At 68.8% G+C, this 17,916-nt stretch carries 14 protein-coding genes; 7 read left to right on the forward strand and 7 right to left on the reverse strand.

Translation table 11 applies throughout. From position 1 onward, the window contains the following. Nucleotides 1–37: 37 nt before the first annotated feature. From hemW to CAURIS_RS08370, 3 genes are all read right to left on the reverse strand, one after another. Nucleotides 38–1,150 (reverse strand): radical SAM family heme chaperone HemW, encoded by a 1,113-nt coding sequence (hemW, locus tag CAURIS_RS08360; RefSeq protein WP_290341604.1) that lies wholly within the window; start codon nt 1,148–1,150, stop codon nt 38–40. 21 nt (nt 1,151–1,171) lie between these two features. After that, on the reverse strand, nt 1,172–1,840 hold the full coding sequence (locus tag CAURIS_RS08365; protein ID WP_290341605.1) for a hypothetical protein: 669 nt from the start codon (nt 1,838–1,840) through the stop codon (nt 1,172–1,174). Between the two features lie 139 nt (nt 1,841–1,979). After that, nucleotides 1,980–3,818 (reverse strand): AMP-dependent synthetase/ligase, encoded by a 1,839-nt coding sequence (locus tag CAURIS_RS08370; RefSeq protein WP_290341606.1) that lies wholly within the window; start codon nt 3,816–3,818, stop codon nt 1,980–1,982. A gap of 70 nt (nt 3,819–3,888) precedes the next feature. On the opposite strand from CAURIS_RS08370, the gene malQ reads away from it, so the two are divergent. Next, the gene (gene malQ, locus CAURIS_RS08375; protein WP_290341607.1) at nt 3,889–5,994 is read left to right on the forward strand and encodes a 4-alpha-glucanotransferase; all 2,106 of its coding nucleotides are present in this window, start codon (nt 3,889–3,891) and stop codon (nt 5,992–5,994) included. Here malQ and CAURIS_RS08380 read toward each other — a convergent pair. The 3 genes from CAURIS_RS08380 to CAURIS_RS08390 form a co-directional block, all read right to left on the reverse strand. Next, nucleotides 5,991–6,131 carry a hypothetical protein gene (locus CAURIS_RS08380; RefSeq protein WP_290341609.1) on the reverse strand — a complete coding sequence of 47 codons (141 nt, stop codon included), beginning with the start codon at nt 6,129–6,131 and terminating at the stop codon, nt 5,991–5,993. The genes malQ and CAURIS_RS08380 overlap by 4 nt on opposite strands. A gap of 189 nt (nt 6,132–6,320) precedes the next feature. Then, nucleotides 6,321–6,509, reverse strand: coding sequence for a hypothetical protein (locus CAURIS_RS08385; RefSeq protein ID WP_290341610.1), 189 nt, complete (start codon nt 6,507–6,509; stop codon nt 6,321–6,323). Between the two features lie 2 nt (nt 6,510–6,511). Next, nucleotides 6,512–8,470 carry a M3 family metallopeptidase gene (locus CAURIS_RS08390; RefSeq protein ID WP_290341611.1) on the reverse strand — a complete coding sequence of 653 codons (1,959 nt, stop codon included), beginning with the start codon at nt 8,468–8,470 and terminating at the stop codon, nt 6,512–6,514. Nucleotides 8,471–8,512: 42 nt separating this feature from the next. On the opposite strand from CAURIS_RS08390, the gene CAURIS_RS08395 reads away from it, so the two are divergent. Beyond that, a complete protein-coding gene (locus CAURIS_RS08395; RefSeq protein WP_290341612.1) occupies nt 8,513–9,778 on the forward strand; it encodes a carboxylesterase family protein in 1,266 nt (421 codons plus the stop codon). Between the two features lie 20 nt (nt 9,779–9,798). Here the strand turns inward: CAURIS_RS08395 and CAURIS_RS08400 are convergent, their stop codons facing one another. Next, on the reverse strand, nt 9,799–10,353 hold the full coding sequence (locus CAURIS_RS08400; RefSeq protein WP_290341613.1) for a hypothetical protein: 555 nt from the start codon (nt 10,351–10,353) through the stop codon (nt 9,799–9,801). Nucleotides 10,354–10,438: 85 nt separating this feature from the next. Between CAURIS_RS08400 and CAURIS_RS08405 the strand changes: the two genes are divergently transcribed. The 5 genes from CAURIS_RS08405 to CAURIS_RS08425 all read left to right on the forward strand — a co-directional run bounded on the left by CAURIS_RS08405 (nt 10,439) and on the right by CAURIS_RS08425 (nt 17,877). After that, nucleotides 10,439–12,301 (forward strand): ABC transporter ATP-binding protein, encoded by a 1,863-nt coding sequence (locus CAURIS_RS08405; protein WP_290341614.1) that lies wholly within the window; start codon nt 10,439–10,441, stop codon nt 12,299–12,301. A gap of 295 nt (nt 12,302–12,596) precedes the next feature. Then, nucleotides 12,597–14,312, forward strand: coding sequence for a maltose alpha-D-glucosyltransferase (gene treS / locus CAURIS_RS08410; RefSeq protein ID WP_290341615.1), 1,716 nt, complete (start codon nt 12,597–12,599; stop codon nt 14,310–14,312). Continuing rightward, nucleotides 14,305–15,396, forward strand: coding sequence for a phosphotransferase (locus tag CAURIS_RS08415; RefSeq protein ID WP_290341616.1), 1,092 nt, complete (start codon nt 14,305–14,307; stop codon nt 15,394–15,396). Before treS ends, CAURIS_RS08415 begins: the two co-directional genes overlap by 8 nt. 76 nt (nt 15,397–15,472) lie before the next feature. Next, a complete protein-coding gene (gene brnQ, locus CAURIS_RS08420) occupies nt 15,473–16,870 on the forward strand; it encodes a branched-chain amino acid transport system II carrier protein (protein ID WP_290341617.1) in 1,398 nt (465 codons plus the stop codon). A 20-nt stretch (nt 16,871–16,890) separates the two neighbouring features. Next, nucleotides 16,891–17,877: an LLM class flavin-dependent oxidoreductase gene (locus tag CAURIS_RS08425; protein WP_290341618.1), complete on the forward strand. Its 987-nt coding sequence runs from the start codon at nt 16,891–16,893 to the stop codon at nt 17,875–17,877. The last annotated feature ends 39 nt before the right edge of the window (nt 17,878–17,916 follow it).

A 17,916-nucleotide genomic window follows, 5' to 3' on the forward strand; every position in this document is an offset into this window, starting at 1 on the left:
CTCTCCTTCCTCGTCTGCTAAGACACTCTACCCCCGCCTACTCCGCGGCCAGAATATCCGTGATAATGCCGTCCGCCAGAAGCCGCCCGCGCCCGGTCACCGCCACCCGTTCGCCCACGCTCACAAGGCCCGCCTTCGCATGCTTCTCGACGGCCCCCCAGCCGCCCCCGCGAATCCACTCGCGCGGCACCCCCTCGCGCAGCCGCAGCCCGAGCATGATCGCCTCGAAGTGGCGTTCCTCCTCCCCGATGACCTCGTGGCCGTCGACGGGCAGCTGCCCCTGGGCCAGCATGTCCGCGTAGCGCTCCGGGCGCTTGACGTTGTAAAACCTCACTCCGTCGACGAAGCCGTGCGCCCCGGGGCCAGCGCCCCACCACTGCCCGCCCGTCCAGTAGAGCAGGTTGTGGCGGCACTCGCCGCCGGGCTTGGCCCAGTTGGACACCTCGTACCAGGCGTATCCCGCCTCCTCCAGGGCCGCCGCGATCATCTCGTAGCGGTCCGCGTAGGCGTCCTCGCTGGGCGCCGGCAGCTCGCCCCGCCTGATCTTGCGGGCCATCGCCGTGCCGTCCTCGACGATCAGCGAGTACGCGGAGACGTGGTCCACCCCGGCGCCCAGGATCGCGTCGAGGGTGGCGCGCACGTCGTCGTCCGTCTCGGTCGGCGTGCCGTAGATCATGTCCAAGTTGACGTGCTCAAACCCGGCGGCTCGCGCCTCCTTCGCCGCCGCCACCGCGCGCCCCGGGGTGTGCTGGCGGTCCAGCACCCGCAGCACGGGGGTGGAGGCCGACTGCATCCCCAGCGAAACGCGGGTAAACCCCGCCTCCAGCAGGCCTGCGAAGTACTCCGGGCTCGTGGACTCCGGGTTCGACTCGGTGGTTACCTCCGCCCCCGGCGCAAGCCCGATGTGGCGGCGCACCATGCGCAGGATCCGCCCCAGCCCCTCGGCGCCCAGCAGGGAGGGGGTGCCGCCGCCGATGAACACGGTCTGCGCCGGCTGTGCCCGGGGCGAAGCCAACTCCAGCTCCTTGTCGAGCGCCCCCAGGTAGGTCTCGAACGAGCTGGCAGTCTCCGACGGGGTGTAGGTGTTGAAGTCGCAGTACCCGCAGCGGGTGGCGCAGAAGGGCACGTGGATGTAAACGCCGAATGCCATAGGCGCCCATCCTAGTAGGCGCTACGCGCCGCGCCGAGACCTCTTGGCTGCCACCTTCGCCACGATGGCGTCGATACGCGCCCTCTCGGCGAGGAACTCGGGCGGATTCACCCCCCGCATCGTCCGCGTGAAAGCCGGGTGGTCCACGCACACCGTCTCCATCCAGCCCTCCACCGCGGCCTCCACGAGGTCCCCGACCCGCGCGTACAGGTGCGGCAAAGAGACGGCCCCCAGCTCGCGCGCCACCATCTCGGTTTGCTCCAGCGTGAAGTCCACGATCTCGGTGAGGTGCTGCACCACAAGTTCCGTGCGCCCGGTCAGCGCGTCGTGCATGGCCCGCACCGAAAACGGCGCCTGCAGCGGGAAGATGTCCTCGAGGCCCGCCGCGTCCAACACGTCCGGCTCCGGCACCTTTTCCTCCGGGCTGGCGCTCGCCGACAGGACGCCGGCGCGCATCCCCGTGGTCAGCGCCTGGCGCAGGCCGATCAGCTCGCCGACGATGCGGCGGGCGTCCTGGCGGGCGTCGTCGACGATCTCGCAGAACTCCGCCAGGCAGTCGTCGGTCAGCTCGCCGTCGTAGTCCGCAACGGCCTCGGCGATATGCTCCACGTACTCGGCGACCTCGTCACCGATGTTGTAGATCTCCTGGGTCAACTCACGGTGGCGCAACGTAGCTGCGGTCTTGTGCACTGCACGCCCCCTTCACGAGAATCCGCCCGGCCTTCGGGAAACTGGAAAAGATGTTAGGCCACTGAGAGACGACAGGGAGCGCGGCGCGCCGGACGGGGGTGGCGGCGGGTGCGGTGGCACCCACCCCTGGTAAAGCCGCCTAGCGCACGTAGAGCTCGTTGATGTCGTCGGCGAAGCGCTGGAAAACGACGTTGCGCTTGACCTTCATCGTCGGCGTCATCTCGTCGTCCTGCTCGCTGAGGTCGCGGTCGAGGATGCGGAACTTCTTGATCGCCTCGGCGTGGCTGACCGTCGCGTTGGCCACGTTGACCGCGTCCTGGATCTCCGCGCGCAGCTCCGCGTTCTGCGACAGCTCCTTCATCGGGGTGGACTCGGGGATGTTGCGGGCAGCCATCCAGCGCTTGAGCTCGTCGGGGTCGAGGGTGACAAGCAGACCGATGAAGGGCTTGCCATCGCCGACGACGAGCGCATTGGACACCAGCGGGTCCTGGCGGATGATCTCCTCCAGCGGGCCCGGTGAGACGTTCTTGCCGCCGGCGGTGACGATGAGGTCCTTCTTGCGGCCGGTGATGCGCACGTAGCCGTCCTCGTCGATCTCACCCAGGTCGCCGGTGTTGAACCAGCCGTCAGTCTTCGCCTCGGCGGTGGCCTCCGGGTTGTTCCAGTAGGCGCGGAAGATGCCGGGGCCGCGAAACTCGATTTCGCCCTCGTCGTTAATGCGCGCCTCGTAGGAGTTCACGGGCCTGCCCACGGTGCCGATGCGCTGCTCAACCTTGTTGTTCACGCAGGCCGCGGCGGTGGATTCGGTCAGGCCGTAGCCCTCGTAGATCGGGATACCGGCGCCGCGGAAGAAGTGGCTGAGCTCGGGGCTCATCGCGGAGCCGCCGGTGATGCCGTACTCTACGGCACCGCCGACCGCCTGCTTCAGCTTGCTGTAGACGAGCCGGTCGAAGAGCTTGTTTTTCGCCTTCTGCACGCGCGTCGGCCCGGCCTCCGTGTCGAGGGCCTTGGAGTACTCGATCGCGGCGGCCTCCGCCGCGAGGAAAATCCGCTTGCCCAGCGCGGAGCCGTCCGCGGCCTTGTTGTAGGCGGCGTTGCGCACCTTCTCGAACACGCGCGGCACGCCGAGCACCACGTTCGGCCGCGCGCGCTGCAGCTCGACCGCGATGGAGGAAGTGTCCGCCCAGTGGGTCTGTGTCGTGCCGTAGATGGTCAGCGCCACCGCGACGGCGCGCTGCAGGACGTGGGCCAGCGGCAGGAAGGTGACCACGCGATTGCCCGGCTTGGCCACCTCGCCGATCGGGTTCGTGGCCAGGCCGGTGATCTGGTAGAGCCAGTTGCCGTGGGTCAGCTCGACGCCCTTGGGGCGGCCGGTGGTGCCCGAGGTGTAGACGATGGAGGCGAGGTCGTCGTGGGTGAGGGCGGCGGCGCGGGCGTCGATAAGCGATTGCTCGACGTCCTTTCCCTCGTTGCGCAGCCGCGACAGCCCGCCCGAGTTGATCTCGTAGATCTTGCGCAGCCGCGAGGAGGAGTCGGCCAGACGCGGCGTGCCGTCCTCCTGGAGGAGGTAGTTCGCGAGGTCCTTGGTGTTTTCCACCGTCTCCACGATGGCGAGCTCCGCGCCGGAATCCTCCAGGATCCACTGGATCTGGTGCGGGGAGCTGGAGGGGTAGATCGGGACGGTCACACCGCCCGCGACCCAGATGGCGAAGTCCGCGAGCTGCCACTCGTAGCGCGTGTTCGACAGCAGGGCCACCCTGTCGCCGGCCTCGAGACCGTTGGCCACCAGCCCCTTCGCCAGAGCGTAGACCTCCTCCAGGAACTCGCCGGCGCTCACGTTGACCCAGTAGTAGTTCTGCGGGCGCGCGAACAAAACGATGTGCGGGCTCTCGGTGCACAGCTCGATCAGCTGGGTCACACAGGTGTACGAGGGGCTCAGGGTGAACCCGGCGGGTGTGGTGTAGATCTCGGAAACCATAAAATGCAGGGTACTCCTCACAACGCGCCCGGCGCGCCCGCGGCCGCCACTTTTGGCACAATGGCGTCTTGTGACGAACGCGGATCTGCTCAACACCCTGGCCACCTCCTACGGCTTCGGCCTGCACTACCGCTCCGCGAACGGGCAGCTGACGCAGCCCCCGCAGTCCTCGCTGCTGTACCTGCTGCGGGCCCTCGGCCTGCCGCTTAGCGAGGATCCGAGCGACGAGGAGCTGCAGGGGCTAATCGACGCCCACCGCGCGCGCCTGGCCACAGCCCCGCTGCCGCCCAGCCTCGTCGCCGTGGAGGGCCAGGAGCGCAGCTTCCCCGTCCACGTCCACGAGGGTCACCCGGCGCGCGTGTGGATCGCACTGGAAGACGGCACCCGGCGCGAGGCCTACCAGGACGAAAACTGGACGCCGCCCACCACCGTCGACGGCGTGACCTGGGGGGAAGCTACCTTCCATGTGCCCGGCGACCTGCCGCTGGGCTGGCACACCCTGCACCTGGAGTCCGACGATCTCGCCGCGCAGTGCACGCTCATCATTGTGCCCGCGCAGCTGCGCACGAACCAGGAGTTCGTCTCCGACCCCGCCTTTGGGGTCATGGCGCAGCTGTACTCCGTGCGCTCGGAAAACTCCTGGGGCATCGGGGACTTTGCGGACCTCGCCGCGCTCGCCGAGACGGTGGCGGCCGAGGGGGCCGACTACCTGCTGATCAACCCGGTCCACGCCGCCGAACCCGTCCCGCCTGTCGAGGACTCGCCCTACCTGCCCAGCTCCCGCCGCTTCATCAACCCGCTGTACATCGCCGTCGAGGCCGTCCCGGAGTGGGAGCGCCTCGACGCCTCGACGCGTGAGGAGATCACGGCGCTCGCCGCCCCTCTCAAGGCCACCAACCGCAGTCCCGCCCCCATCGAGCGCAACCGCATATACGCCGCCAAGCTCGCCGCGCTGCACGAGCTGTACTTCCACGCCGAGGAAGATCAGGACCGGCGCGCCGCCTTCGACGCCTTCGCCGCCGCCGAGGGCGAGGGCCTGCGCGACTTCGGGCTGTGGTGCGCGCGACTGGCGGCGGCAGGCCACCCCCCGTCGCACGGCCGGCACGCCGACGAGGACGAGGTCGCGGAGCTCGCGCGCTTCTACATGTGGCTGCAGTTCCTCGCCGACGAGCAGCGCCGCACAGCCCAAGAGCGCGCCGTCGCGGCGGGCATGCGCATCGGCATCGTCACCGACCTCGCCGTCGGGGTCCACCCGGGGGGCGCCGACGCCGCGACGCTTGCCGGCGTCCTCGTGGCCGACGCCTCCGTGGGAGCCCCGCCCGACCAGTTCACGCAGACCGGCCAGGACTGGTCCCAGCCACCGTGGAACCCGCACGCGCTCTCCGCGGCCGGCTACGCTCCCTGGCGCGACCTGCTGCGCACGGTTTTGCGGCACTCCGGAGGGGTGCGCGTGGACCACATCCTGGGCATGTTCCGCCTGTTCTGGATCCCGCGCACCGGGGTGCCCGCCGAGGGCGCGTACATGAACTACGACCACGAGGCCATGCTCGGCGTGCTCGCCCTCGAGGCGGAGCGGGCCGGGGCCGTCGTCGTCGGCGAGGACATGGGAACCTTCGAGCCCTGGGTCCAAGACGTCCTGCGGGAGAAGGGCCTTTTGGGCACGAGCGTCGTGTGGTTCGAGTCCGCTCCCCCGGACAACTCGCCGCTGCCGCAGAACCAGTATCGACACCTGGCGCTGTCCTCGGTGGGCACCCACGACCTGCCGCCGACGGCCGGTTACCTGCGCGGCGCCCACAACAGGCTGCGCGTCGAGCTGGGCCTCGTGGCCGAAAGCGTCGAGGAGCTCGATGCCGCCGACGCGGCCTGGCACGCCGCGGTGCTCGACACCGCGCGCGAGGCGGGCGCCCTGGAGGACAACGCGGAGACGACCGAGGACCTCGTGGTGGGGCTGACGCGCTTCATCGCGGGCACCCCCTCGGCGCTGACCTGCACCAACCTGGTGGATATGGTCGGCGACGCCCGGATCCAGAACCAGCCGGGCACCAACTCCACCCAGTACCCCAACTGGTGCATCCCGCTCAGCGACGCCGACGGCCAGCCCGTCCTGCTCGAGGAGCTGGCTAGCCTGCCGCTGTTCCAACGCGTCGCCCGTGCCTCGCGGCGCCCGCAGGGCTAGAGCAGACTGACCAGCCCGGCGAGGACCACCAGCCCCAGCATGATCCACATCACCTGGGTCACGCGCGACTTCGGGTACTTCCGCTTCGCGCGCGGCAACTGCTGATCCTGCCGGCGCAGCTCTTCGGGGTTAGCCATGGTCCCCCACTCTATCTGCACTTTCCGGGAAGCCTGAAACGGTGGCGCGGAAACGGGGAATCCTCCGGTAGTGGGGCAGGCGGCTCGGCGCGGTGGCGCAACAGTGAGAGACCGCGCCCCGCAGCGCCGCCAGCCACCAGCCGACGTGGGAGCCCGACCTGCCCCGATTGCCCGCGGCGCTGCGAAACGCTAGGCCGTCGGTGGCGGTGTGGACTCGCCGGTTGTTGCACTCGCGGAGGAGGACCCGCGCGCCCACAGCCCGGCGAGCCAGTCCACCAAGCGCATCACCAGCGCCGCGATCACGCCGGCCGCGGGCAGGGCAACGAGGAGGATGAGCGGCAGCTGCAGCCACGGGCTGAGACCGAAGATGTCCAGCACTCCTACACACTCCCCGCCAGGCCGCGGCGCACGAGAAGCGGGCGGGTGTCCTTGTCTCGGCCCCGGAACGCCCGGTAGGCCTCGGCGTAGTCGACGGAGGCGCCCCTGCTCAGGATGGTGTCGCGGAACTTCTGTCCGGTTGCGCGGTTGATCCCCTCCTTTTCAATCAGCTCGTAACCGTCCGCGTCGAGCGCCTCGGCCCACAGGTAGGAGTAGTAGCCCGCCGAGTAGCCGCCGGCGAAGATGTGGTTGAACCAGGTGGAGCGGTAGCGCGGCTCGAGGCCCTCGACGTCGAGGCCGTACTCGGCGAGCGTGGCAGCCTCGAAGGCCTCGATGTCCTCCGGCACCTCTTCGCTCAGGCTGTGCCACGCGAGGTCGATGGCGCTCGCCGCCAGGTACTCGGCGGTGTCGAAGCCCTGCCCGAACTGGCGGGATGCACGCACCGCGGCGAGCAGGTCGTCGGGGATGACCTCCCCGGTGTCGACGTGGCGGGCGTAGTTGCGCGCGATCTCCGGGGCGAAGGCGTAGTTCTCGTTGATCTGGGAGGGAAACTCCACCCAGTCCCTGGGCACGTTGGTGCCGGACAGGGACGGGTAGTAGACGTGAGAGAGCAGGCCGTGCAGGGCGTGGCCGAACTCGTGGAAGACGGTCGTGACCTCATCGATGGTGAGCAGCTGCGAGGTCAGTGACATCACGTTGACCACCACGGCCTTCGTGCCCCGCAGCCGGGACTGGTCCACAAACGAGCTCATCCACGCGCCCCCGCGCTTGGATTCGCGCGCGCGGTAGTCGGTGAGCAACAGGCCGATGCCGGTCCCGTCCTCTTCGCGCACCTCCCACACCGCGACGTCGTCACGGTAGCCGTGCAGGTCCTCGCGACGTTCCACGGTGATGCCGTAGAGGAGGTGGGCGGCGTAGAAGACGCCGTCGCGGAGCACGCGCTCGAGCGGGAAGTAGGCGCGCAGCTCGGACTCGTCGACGCCGAGCTCCTCCGCGCGGCGCCGCGCCTGCCAGTAGGGCCAGTCAGCGCCGTCGAGGTCGTGGCCCGCCAGCTCCCCGGCCAGCTTGCGCTCGGCCTCCGCGTTCGCGGCGGCGGCCGGGGCGAGGTCGGAAATAAGCTGGCGCGCCGCGTGCGCCGTGCCCGCGGTCTCCTCGGCGATGACGTAATCCGCGTGGGTGTCAAAGCCGAGCAGCCTGGCGCGCTCCCGGCGCAGCCGGGCCGATTCCCTCACCAGCTCCGGGTTTGAGCTCCTCCCGCGCGCAAGGGAGGCGTCGAAAAGCCTGCGGCGCGACTCAGGGCGGGCAAGCTCCGCCTGCAAAGACTGCGTGGTGGGAAGCTCGATGGGCACGAGGTAGTCGCCCTCGTCCGTGCGCAGCGCGTCGATCTGCGCCTCGCTCAGGCCCTCGAGGTCCTCGCGCCGGAAGCGCACCGCGAGCGCGCGCGTGTCGGCCAGAAGGTTGCGGCCGAAGCGCTCGGACAACTCGCTGAGGCGCTGATTGATCTCGGCGAGCCTCTGTTTGCCCTCCTCGCCGAGGGCGGCGCCGCGGCGCACGAAGGTGCGCAGCAGTTTGTCATGCAGGCGCTGCGACTCGGTGTCCTCGGGCACCTCGATGTTGCGCAGGCGCTCGTAGAGCTCGGTGTTCTGGAAGATCGCGTCCGTGTGCGCCGACAGCTGCGGCGCGATGCGGTCGGCCACCTCGTCGAACTCTGGCGTGGTGTCCGTGCCCTGCAGGTTGAAAAACCACGCCGTCACGCGCTCCAGGTCCGCCCCCGACAGCTCAAGCGCCTCCACCGTGTTCTCCCACGTGGGTTGCTCCTCCGCGAGGATCTGCGCGAGCTGCGCGCGGTGGCGCTCGAGCGCCTCCTCCAGCGCCGGCTCCACGTGCTCTAGGCGGATCGCGCGGAAATCCGGCAGGTCATAAGGCAGCGTCGACGGGCTCAGCAGGGGGTTGGTACTCATGGGGCCTCATCCTACGCCGCCGCCGGACTAGACTTGTCCGCCATGAGCCAGACCGAAACAGTCGAGGTCACCTGCCCCGCCGGCACGGTCCGCGGCGCGCGCCACGGCGAGGAGGGCGTCGACCGCTTCCACTCCATTCCGTACTCGCGCATTTCCGCGCCCTTCAACGACGCACTGCCCGCGTCGCCGAGCACGCTTATCGACGCCACAACCCCGCGCCCCGATACCACCGCCCTCTCGGTGACCACCCCCGCCGCCACGCGGCCCGGGGCCGACCTGCCCGTCATGGTGTTCATCCACGGCGGGCGCTTTGAGGAGGGCACCCACGCCGACCCGCGCACCGGCGCCGCGGGCTTCAGCCGCAACGGGGTGATCCAGGTGCAGGTGGGCTACCGGCTGCGCCTGCCCGGCCTGGCCCGCTTCCCCGACGACGCGCCCAGCCACTTCCGCGCCGCCCACGACTGCCAGCTCGCCCTCGAATGGGTCCAGCGCAACATCGAGGCCTTCGGCGGCGACCCCACCAACGTCACCCTCGTGGGCCAGTCCGCCGGGGCGGCGTTGACGCTGTGGCTGGCGCGCCGCGACCACTTCCGCGGCGGTTTCCGGCGCGTGCTTGCCCTCTCGCCCGCCTTTCCCCGCATGACCTACGAGAAGCGCAAACCCGTGCTGCGCGCGGCGCTGGGAAAGCCCCTCACGCGCGCGGCGCTTAACAACGCCGCCGCGACCCGCATCGAGCGCGGCTACCGCCGCCTGCGCACCTTTTACATAACGGACATGGCCCTCGGCCCGGCACCGCTGGAGCCGGAGGAGCTGGCCGAGGTGGACATCGTGGTCACCTCCACGCGCGAGGAGATGTACGCCCTCGGCGCGGGCCTCGACGACAGGGGCTTCGGCGAGCTCACGCTGCGCGGGCTGGGCGCGCGGATGGGGCTGCCGCTGTCGCGCTACCGCGCCTACATCGACGCCGCCCGCTCGCTCAGCCCGCGCCGCCTGAGCAGCCGCTTTTTCAGCGACAGCCTGATCCGCCGCTGGGTCGACGCCGTCTCCGAGCGCGCGCCCGGCCCGATCTGGCAAGCCGAGCTCGTCTCGGCGTACGGCCCGCTGCGCCACTCCGGCGAGCTGGAGACCCTGTTCACCCCAGGAACCCGCCTCAACGACTGGCTGCTGGCCTACTGCGGCGGCGCCCGCCCCGGCTGGCCCGAGTACGGCCCGAAGCGCCAGGTGCTGCGCGCGGAGATCGACGGCCCGGGCCGCGACATCGTCCACGACCCGCTCGGCTACATGCGGGAGGCGTTCCGCACCGCGTAAGTTGTCCGAGCTAGATTGTCCTAGTTGTTGAGGTTGCCCTCGAAGGTGACGTTGCCAATGGTGAACTCGGCGTCCCAGAGGTTGCCGGTGGGCACGTCGAACGGGTACTTCAGGTTCGCGGTCGCCCCCGGCCCGAGCGGCAGGTCCAGCCCCACGATGTCCACGCCCGACTGCTGCGCGTCGAGCGGCTGGGCCTCCTGTTTGTTGGTCCCGTCGGTGGTGTAGGACAGCGTCGGCTGGCCGAGGGCGTCCGCCGGCATGGGGACGTCCGACTCGTTCGTCACCGCGACAATGACGATGCTGCCGCCGTTGTTGGCCACGTTTGTCCCCTGCCACGTGTAGGACACCTCCATGCCCGGGTCCTCGACCTTCTCGCCGGAGATCTCGTCGGTGGTGATGTTGTTGGCGTCGTTGACCTCGAAGTCTTCCTCAGGCGCCGCGGTCGGCGTGCTCACCTCGATCTCCGCGTCGGCGGCCGGTGAGGTGTTGTCCTCCGCCCCGCAGGCCGACAGGCTCAGCGCGGTCAAAGCGGCGACGGTGGCCGCCGCGGCGTGGCGGTTCAGGCGTGAAGTCATAGCCGGGGGTTCCCCATTTCTGTGATGTACAGCGCGTTTGGAGCAATTCTCCTCTACTGTACAGCCCGACTAGCATCGGGCAATTATGCAGTCTTTAACGCGCGTGGTCCGCAGCGCGTCGGCGCTGTGGCCTTTCTACCTGGCTGTTGTGGTGATCTCCAGCGCTGTCGCGGCCCTCGGACTGGCCACCCCGTTCATCATCCGCGAAGCGACCGACACCATCGTCGCAACGCTTTCCGACGCCCCACCGCCCGCCCCCACCCGCACCATCGCGTGGCTGGCCGTCGCCCTCTTCGCCGTCCAGGCGGGCGCGGCGGCGCTGCGCAACGTGTCGGGTTACCTCGGTGACGTCATGGTCGCCCGGATGCGCCAGATCCTGTCCACGCGCTACTTCGCCAAGCTCCTGTCGTTGCCGCAGCGCTACTTCGACGCCCAGGTCACCGGCACAATCATCGCGCGCCTGGACCGGTCCATCGCGAACGTCACGCAGTTCATCCAGTCCTTTTCCAACAACTTCCTGCCCATGCTGCTGCAGGTCGCGGCGATCCTCGCCATCACGGCCTACTACTACTGGCCGCTGACTATCCTGCTGGCCATCCTCTTCCCGCTCTACACCTGGCTCACCGCGCTCACCTCCCGGCACTGGCAGGGCTTCGAGCAAGCGAAGAACGCGCGTGTCGACGACGCAAACGGGCGCTTCGCCGAAGTCGTCGGCCAGATCAAGGTGACCAAGTCCTTCGTCGCCGAACTGCGCGAGCTGGACACCTTCGGGCGCCACTACGCCGAAACCGTCGACCTGACCAGGCCGCAATCGCGCTGGTGGCACTCGATGGACACGATCCGCGGCGTAGCCATGACGGTAATTTTCCTGGGCATCTACCTCATCGTTTTTCTGCGCACGCTGACCGGCCAGTTCACCATCGGCGAAATGGTCATGCTCCTGCAGATGGTCACCATGGCGCGCCAGCCGGTTGAGATGATGAGCTGGATCGTCGACTCCGCCCAACGCGCCGTCGCCGGCTCCCGCGACTACTTCGCCGTCATGGACGAGCCCGTGGAGCCCACCGCCAACCAGCAGCTCGTCGCGGCAACCGGCGCCAGCGACGCCCCCGCACTCACCCCCACCGCGCACTCCCCGCTGCCGGTCCGCGAGCCCGTCATCGCCTTCGACCGTGTCACCTTCGCCTACGCTCCCGGCGAACCCGTACTCCGGGACATCAGTTTTACCGCCCGCGCCGGCGAGAAGATCGCCCTGGTCGGGGAGTCCGGGGGCGGCAAGTCGACGGTGGTCAACCTCCTGCTCGGCCTCTACCCCGTCGAGCAGGGCCGGCTCGTCGTGTGCGGGCGCGACGTCGCCGAACTCGACGCCGAGACGCTGCGGGCCACCACTGGCGTCGTCTTCCAGGAGCCAGCGCTGTTTTCCGGTTCCATCTTCTCCAACATCGCCTACGGCTCACCGGGCGCAACGGAGGACGAGGTCATCGAGGTGGCCAAGCGCGCCAACGCCCACGAGTTCATCACCCGGTTCGCGCAGGGCTACGACACCGTCATCGGCGAGCGCGGCCTGCGCCTGTCCGGCGGGCAGCGCCAGCGCATCGCCGTGGCCCGCGCCATGCTCAAGGACGCCCCCATCCTGATCCTCGACGAGGCGACCTCGGCGCTGGACACGAAGGCCGAGCGCGCCGTCCAGGCCGGACTCGACGAGCTGATGAAGGACCGCACCACCATCATGATCGCCCACCGCCTGTCCACCATCGCGGACGCGGACACCATCATCACGCTTCGCGACGGCCGCATCGACGAAATCGGCTCACCTGCCCAGCTGGCCGCCTCCGGCGGAATCTACGCCGAGCTGCTCTCCCTGACCGCGTCGTCGAGCGCCGTGGACCGCGAGCGGCTCAAAGCCTACGGCTTCCGCGCCGATGGCGACGACGTTTTAGAGAGCTGACGAAGCACCTTCCCCCTGGGGTTTTCCACCCCGCCTTTCGCTGCGGTCGACCGTGGTCGACCCCAGCGCACCCTGCCACCCGGCCACCAGGGGTTTTCCGCCCCACTTTTCGTTGCGGTCGACCGTGGTCGACCCCAGCGCACCCTGCCACCGGGCCACCAGGGGTTTTCCGCCCCACTTTTCGTTGCGGTCGGCCGCGGTCGACCCCAGCGCACCGCACAGCCACCACAGCCAACCCCGACGCACCCCCAACCCGCGCGGCCCGCCCTACATTTCGCCGCTACTCTGGGGCAGCATGGACCAAACCCCCCAGGCATCTGATTTCAAGCTCCCCGCCCCCGTCGAAGAACCCTGGCAGCGCCCCGACCCCGAGTGGTACAAGGACGCTGTTTTCTATGAGGTCCTCGTGCGCGCTTTTTATGACCCGGACGCGACCGGCTCGGGCACGCTGAAGGGCGTCGAGGAGAAGCTCGATTACTTGCAGTGGCTGGGGGTGGACTGCCTGTGGCTGCCGCCGTTTTATGATTCCCCGCTGAAAGATGGCGGTTACGACATCCGGGATTTCCGCAAGGTGCTGCCGGAGTTCGGCACGGTGGAAGACTTCGTCAACCTCGTCGACTCGGCCCACAAGCGCGGCATTCGCGTGATTACGGACTTCCCCATCAACCACACCTCGGACCAGCACGCGTGGTTCCGCGAGTCGCGCCAGGATCCGGAGGGGCCCTACGGCGATTACTACGTGTGGTCGGACGACCCGACGAAGTACGAGGGCTCGCGCATCATCTTCATTGACACCGAGGAATCAAACTGGACCTTCGACCCGGTGCGCAAGCAGTATTTCTGGCACCGCTTCTTCTCCCACCAGCCGGACCTGAACTACGACAACCCGGCTGTGCAGGAGGAGATCCTGGACGTCATACGTTTCTGGCTCGAGCTCGGCATGGACGGCATCCGCCTCGACGCCATCCCCTACCTTTTCGAGCGCGAGGGCACGAACTCGGAAAACTTGCCGGAGACCCACCAGTTCATCAAGCGGGTCCGCGCGCTTTTCGACGACGAGTATCCCGGCCGCTTCCTCCTGGCGGAAGCGAACCAGTTGCCGAACGAGGTCGTGGCCTACTTCGGCGAGGGCGAGGGGGACGAGTGCCAGATGGCGTTCCACTTCCCCGTCATGCCGCGCATTTTCATGGGTATCCACCAGGAAAATGCGCAGCCGATCATCGATATCCTGCGCACCACCCCGGACATCCCGGAGACGGCGCAGTGGGGCATTTTCCTGCGTAACCACGATGAGCTCACCCTCGAGATGGTCACGGAGGACGAGCGCGACTACATGTACAAAAACTACGCCACGGACCCGCGCATGCGCGCCAACGTGGGCATCCGGCGCCGCCTAGCGCCGCTGCTGGGCGGGCACCGCGACCGGCTCGAGTTGGCGCACGCACTGCTGTTGTCCCTGCCGGGCTCGCCCTTTTTGTACTACGGCGACGAGATCGGGATGGGCGACAACATTTGGCTGACGGACCGCGACGGGGTGCGCACGCCGATGCAGTGGTCCAACGACCGCAACGGCGGCTTTTCCAAGGCCGACCCGGAGCGGCTCTACCTGCCGCCGATCCGCAACGACCAGTACGGCTTCCACATCGTCAACGTCGAGTCGCAGATGAACCGGGACAACTCCCTGCTGCACTGGGTGCGCGAGCGCGTGCACATCCGCAAGCAGTATCAGGCCTTCGGCCGTGGCTCCTACGCCGAGGTGGAGCACGGCAACGAGCAGGTTTTAGCGTTCATCCGCGAGTACGGCGACGAGCGGATCCTGTGCGTGCACAACATGAGCTCGCGCCCGCAGCCGGTGGAGATGCAGCTGGGCCAGTACAACGGGGTGGTGCCGCTGGAGCTGTCGGGCGGGGTCGAGTTCCCCGCCATCGGTGAGCTGCCGTGGCTGGTCACCCTCGCCCCGCACGGTTTCTTCTGGTTCGACATCTCCTCCCGGGAGCGCGAGCATGTTTGATATCAGCCAGGAGCGCTTCTACGGGGCGAAGTCGGAGCCGGTCGACTCCGTGGAGGTGGCCGCGCGCGAGGAGGTCGGCGGGTTTGAGTGGCGCATCCTCGACGTCAGCCACGGCGGCGTGACCGACGCCTACCAGGTGCTTCTCGGCGGCGACGCCGACGCCCTAGGCACCGACGCCGGGGCGCAGGCCTACCTGGATCACGTCTCCCGCTTCGGCGAGGTGAACGGAACGGTGGGCGGGTCCGTGGCGCGCCCCCTCGGCGCAGAACAGTCGAACACCTCCCTCGTCGTCGACGAAAAGTGGGTGCTCAAGGTGTTCCGCCGCCTCGAGCAGGGCGTCAACCCGGACGTGGAGCTGCTCACCGCCATCGCGCAGTGCCCGAACGTGGCGGGCGTGCGCGGGCACGTCACGCGCGGCGGAGCGACGCTGGCCATGCAGCAAGAACTCATCGTCGGCGGGGCCGACGGGTTTGAGCTGGCCACCTCCGGCAAGCTCGGCGACCCGACGCAGCTGGGCGCGGCGGTGCGCACGGTGCACGACGCACTCGCCAGCGCCTTCGGCACCCGCACCGTCGCAGGCTCCGAGCTGCGCACGGGCCTTAACGCGCACCTCGACGAGCTGCTGCCGCAGGCCAACGTCCTCGCCCCGTACGAAAAGGACCTGCGCGAACTTTACGCGCGCATCCCCGACGAGGGGGCCGCTGTCCAGCGCATCCACGGGGACCTGCACCTGGGGCAGACCCTTAAAGCAGGCGAGCGCTGGTTCCTCATCGACTTCGAGGGCGAGCCGGCGCGCCCGCTGTCGCAGCGCCGCGCGCCCGACCACCCGCTGCGCGACGTCGCCGGGATGGTGCGCTCCTTCGGCTACGCCGCCGCGGTGGGCGGGAAGGATAAGGAGTGGGAGCAGGGGGGCGTCGATAAGCTTCTTGCCGGTTACGGCGTTGAGGCGGGGCCGATCCTCGCGGCCTACGTGGCGGACAAGGCCGCCTATGAGGTGGTGTACGAGGCGAACAACCGGCCGGACTGGGTGGAGATCCCGCTGCGGGCGATCGAGGAGCTGGCGTCCCACGCGGCGGGACGTTAGATTCCAAAAAGTTGGATTTTTACCCGCGTGACACGCTACTCTAGGTGAGTTCCATGTCACTTAAGGAGGGTTTTCCATGGCTTCCACCGCTGCGAGCACCGCCGCGGGCGCGAAAGGCGGCTCCCCCACCGCCATTGTCGTCACCGCCCTGGCTCTGTTTTCCATGTTCTTCGGCGCGGGCAACCTCATCTTCCCGCCCCTGCTCGCCGTCCAGGCCGGCGACAACTTCTGGCCCGCCATCCTCGGCTTCCTGGGCACCGGCGCGTTGCTGCCGGTGCTCGCCGTGATCGCCATCGCCCTGTCGGGCAGCAACGTGCGCGACCTCGCGCAGCGCGCGGGCGTCGTCTTCGGCGTTGTCTTCCCCGTGCTGGCGTACCTGTCCATCGGCGCCTTCTACGCGCTGCCGCGCACCGGCGCCGTGACCTTTGAAACGGCCGTCACCCCGCTGTTCGGCATCGAGGGGCTGTTCGCCTCGGCCGTGTTCAACATCGTCTTCTTCGGTATCGCCCTGGCGCTGTCGTGGAACCCGAACACCATCATGCAGACCCTGGGTAAGTTCCTCACCCCGGCGCTGATCATCCTGCTGGTCATCATGATCGCCGTGGCCCTGACCCAGTGGGAGTCCGCCCCCTCCGAGCCCACCGACGTCTACGCTGACGGCGCGTTCACCTCCGGCCTCCTCGAGGGCTACCTCACCATGGACTCCATCGCCGCGCTCGCCTTCTCGATCGTGGTGATCTCCACCCTGCGCTACCGCGGTTTCTCCGAGGGCAGGGCCGTGGTCAACGGCACCATCCTCGCCGGCGTCGGCGCGGGCGTCATGCTGGCCCTGATCTACCTGGGGCTGGGCTCCATCGGCCGCGTCATCCCGAACGCGGAGCAGTACGACAACGGCGCGGAGCTCCTTGCCGACGCCTCCAACCTGACCATGGGCGACGCCGGCCAGGCGGTCTTCTCCCTCGTTGTCCTCCTCGCCTGCCTGACCACGGCCGTCGGCCTGATCACCGCCACCGGCGAGTACTTCTCTGAGCAGTTCGCGGGTTCCTACCACACCTGGGCCAGCATCTTCGCCGTGACGTCGATGGTCATCGCCACCCAGGGCCTCGACTTCGTCATCTCCATCGCCGCGCCGGTCATCGAGTTCCTCTACCCGCCGGCCATCGCTCTGATCCTGGTCACGCTGATCGAGCCCGCGTTCCGCGCCCGCACCCGCTTCACCTGGGCTTTCTTCCTGCCCATCTGGGTCGCCGTCATCTGGTCCGCCCTCGAGACCTTCATCTCGCTTGGCTGGGGCGCCGAGGCTCTCGCCCCGCTGGTGGAGTGGGCTCCGCTGCAGGAGGAGGGCCTCGGCTGGGTCCTGCCCGTGGGTGTCACGTTCCTCGTGGGCATCGTCATCGACCTGGCGCGCCCGCGCGCACCGATGGAGATTGGCACGAACGAGACCGTGGACGGGGAGGTCATCACCGCTTCCTAACAGAGGCGTAGCGTGGGGGTATGAATACCCCACTTTCCCTCCTTGATTTTTGCACGGTCTACCCCGGCGAATCCGCCGCCGAATCCATGGAACGCTCCGTGGCTTTCGCGCAAAAGGCGGAGGAGCTGGGGTTTGCGCGCGTGTGGTACTCCGAGCACCACAACATGACCACGATTGTCTCCTCCTCGCCCGCCGTCCTCATCTCCCACATCGGGGCGCGCACCAACTCGATCCGGCTCGGCGCCGGCGGGGTGATGCTCCCGAACCACTCGCCGTACGTCATCGCCGAGCAGTTCGGCATGCTCGCCGAGCTCTACCCGGACCGCATTGACCTGGGCCTGGGCCGCGCCCCCGGCACCGACCAGCAGACGCTCGGCCGCGCGCTGCGCCGCGACCCGCTGTCCGCCGAGCGCTTCCCCTCCGACGTGGCCGAGCTGCAGGCCTGGCTGTCCTCCGACTCGCCCATCCCGGGCGTCACCGCCTTCCCGGGCGTGGGCACGAACGTGCCGCTTTACATCCTCGGCTCCTCCATGTTCGGCGCCTCCCTCGCCGCCCAGATGGGCCTGCCCTACTCCTTCGCCTCCCACTTCGCGCCGCAGCACCTGGAGCAGGCGACGACCTATTACCGCGAGAACTACACCCCCTCCGAGCGCTACCCCGAGCCCTACGTCATCGCGGCCGTCAACGTCACCGCCGCCGACAGCGAGGACGACGCGGCGCGCCAGACGCACATCGTGCACCGCAACCGGGTGCGCGCCCTCATGGGGCGCCGGGGGCAGGTGCTTAACGACGACCAACTCGACGCCGTCGTCGACTCGCCGCAGGGCCGACAGATCACCGGCATGCTGCGCTACACCGCCGCCGGCACCGGCGAGCAGGTGCGCGACTACCTGACGTGGTTCACCGAGCACGCTAAGGCCGACGAGCTCATGGTGTCCGTGCAGGCCGGCAGCTCCGGTGAGTCGCTGCGCGGGATGGAGATCCTCGCCGACGCCTGGGGGCTGTAAAAGCAGCTGTGGCGGGGGATGTCGGGGGTGTTGTGTAGC

Source organism: Corynebacterium auris (assembly GCF_030408575.1).
GTDB classification, from domain to species: domain Bacteria; phylum Actinomycetota; class Actinomycetes; order Mycobacteriales; family Mycobacteriaceae; genus Corynebacterium; species Corynebacterium auris.

Bases quoted from the DNA above. Each gene is read 5' to 3' on its own strand.
- treS (WP_290341615.1), top strand. From the start codon at position 12,597: ATGGACCAAACCCCCCAGGCATCTGATTTCAAGCTCCCCGCCCCCGTC.
- CAURIS_RS08390 (WP_290341611.1), bottom strand. From the start codon at position 8,470: ATGAGTACCAACCCCCTGCTGAGCCCGTCGACGCTGCCTTATGACCTG.
- CAURIS_RS08425 (WP_290341618.1), top strand. From the start codon at position 16,891: ATGAATACCCCACTTTCCCTCCTTGATTTTTGCACGGTCTACCCCGGC.
- CAURIS_RS08370 (WP_290341606.1), bottom strand. From the start codon at position 3,818: ATGGTTTCCGAGATCTACACCACACCCGCCGGGTTCACCCTGAGCCCC.
- CAURIS_RS08395 (WP_290341612.1), top strand. From the start codon at position 8,513: ATGAGCCAGACCGAAACAGTCGAGGTCACCTGCCCCGCCGGCACGGTC.
- brnQ (WP_290341617.1), top strand. From the start codon at position 15,473: ATGGCTTCCACCGCTGCGAGCACCGCCGCGGGCGCGAAAGGCGGCTCC.
- hemW (WP_290341604.1), bottom strand. From the start codon at position 1,150: ATGGCATTCGGCGTTTACATCCACGTGCCCTTCTGCGCCACCCGCTGC.
- CAURIS_RS08415 (WP_290341616.1), top strand. From the start codon at position 14,305: ATGTTTGATATCAGCCAGGAGCGCTTCTACGGGGCGAAGTCGGAGCCG.
- CAURIS_RS08405 (WP_290341614.1), top strand. From the start codon at position 10,439: ATGCAGTCTTTAACGCGCGTGGTCCGCAGCGCGTCGGCGCTGTGGCCT.
- CAURIS_RS08380 (WP_290341609.1), bottom strand. From the start codon at position 6,131: ATGGCTAACCCCGAAGAGCTGCGCCGGCAGGATCAGCAGTTGCCGCGC.
- CAURIS_RS08400 (WP_290341613.1), bottom strand. From the start codon at position 10,353: ATGACTTCACGCCTGAACCGCCACGCCGCGGCGGCCACCGTCGCCGCT.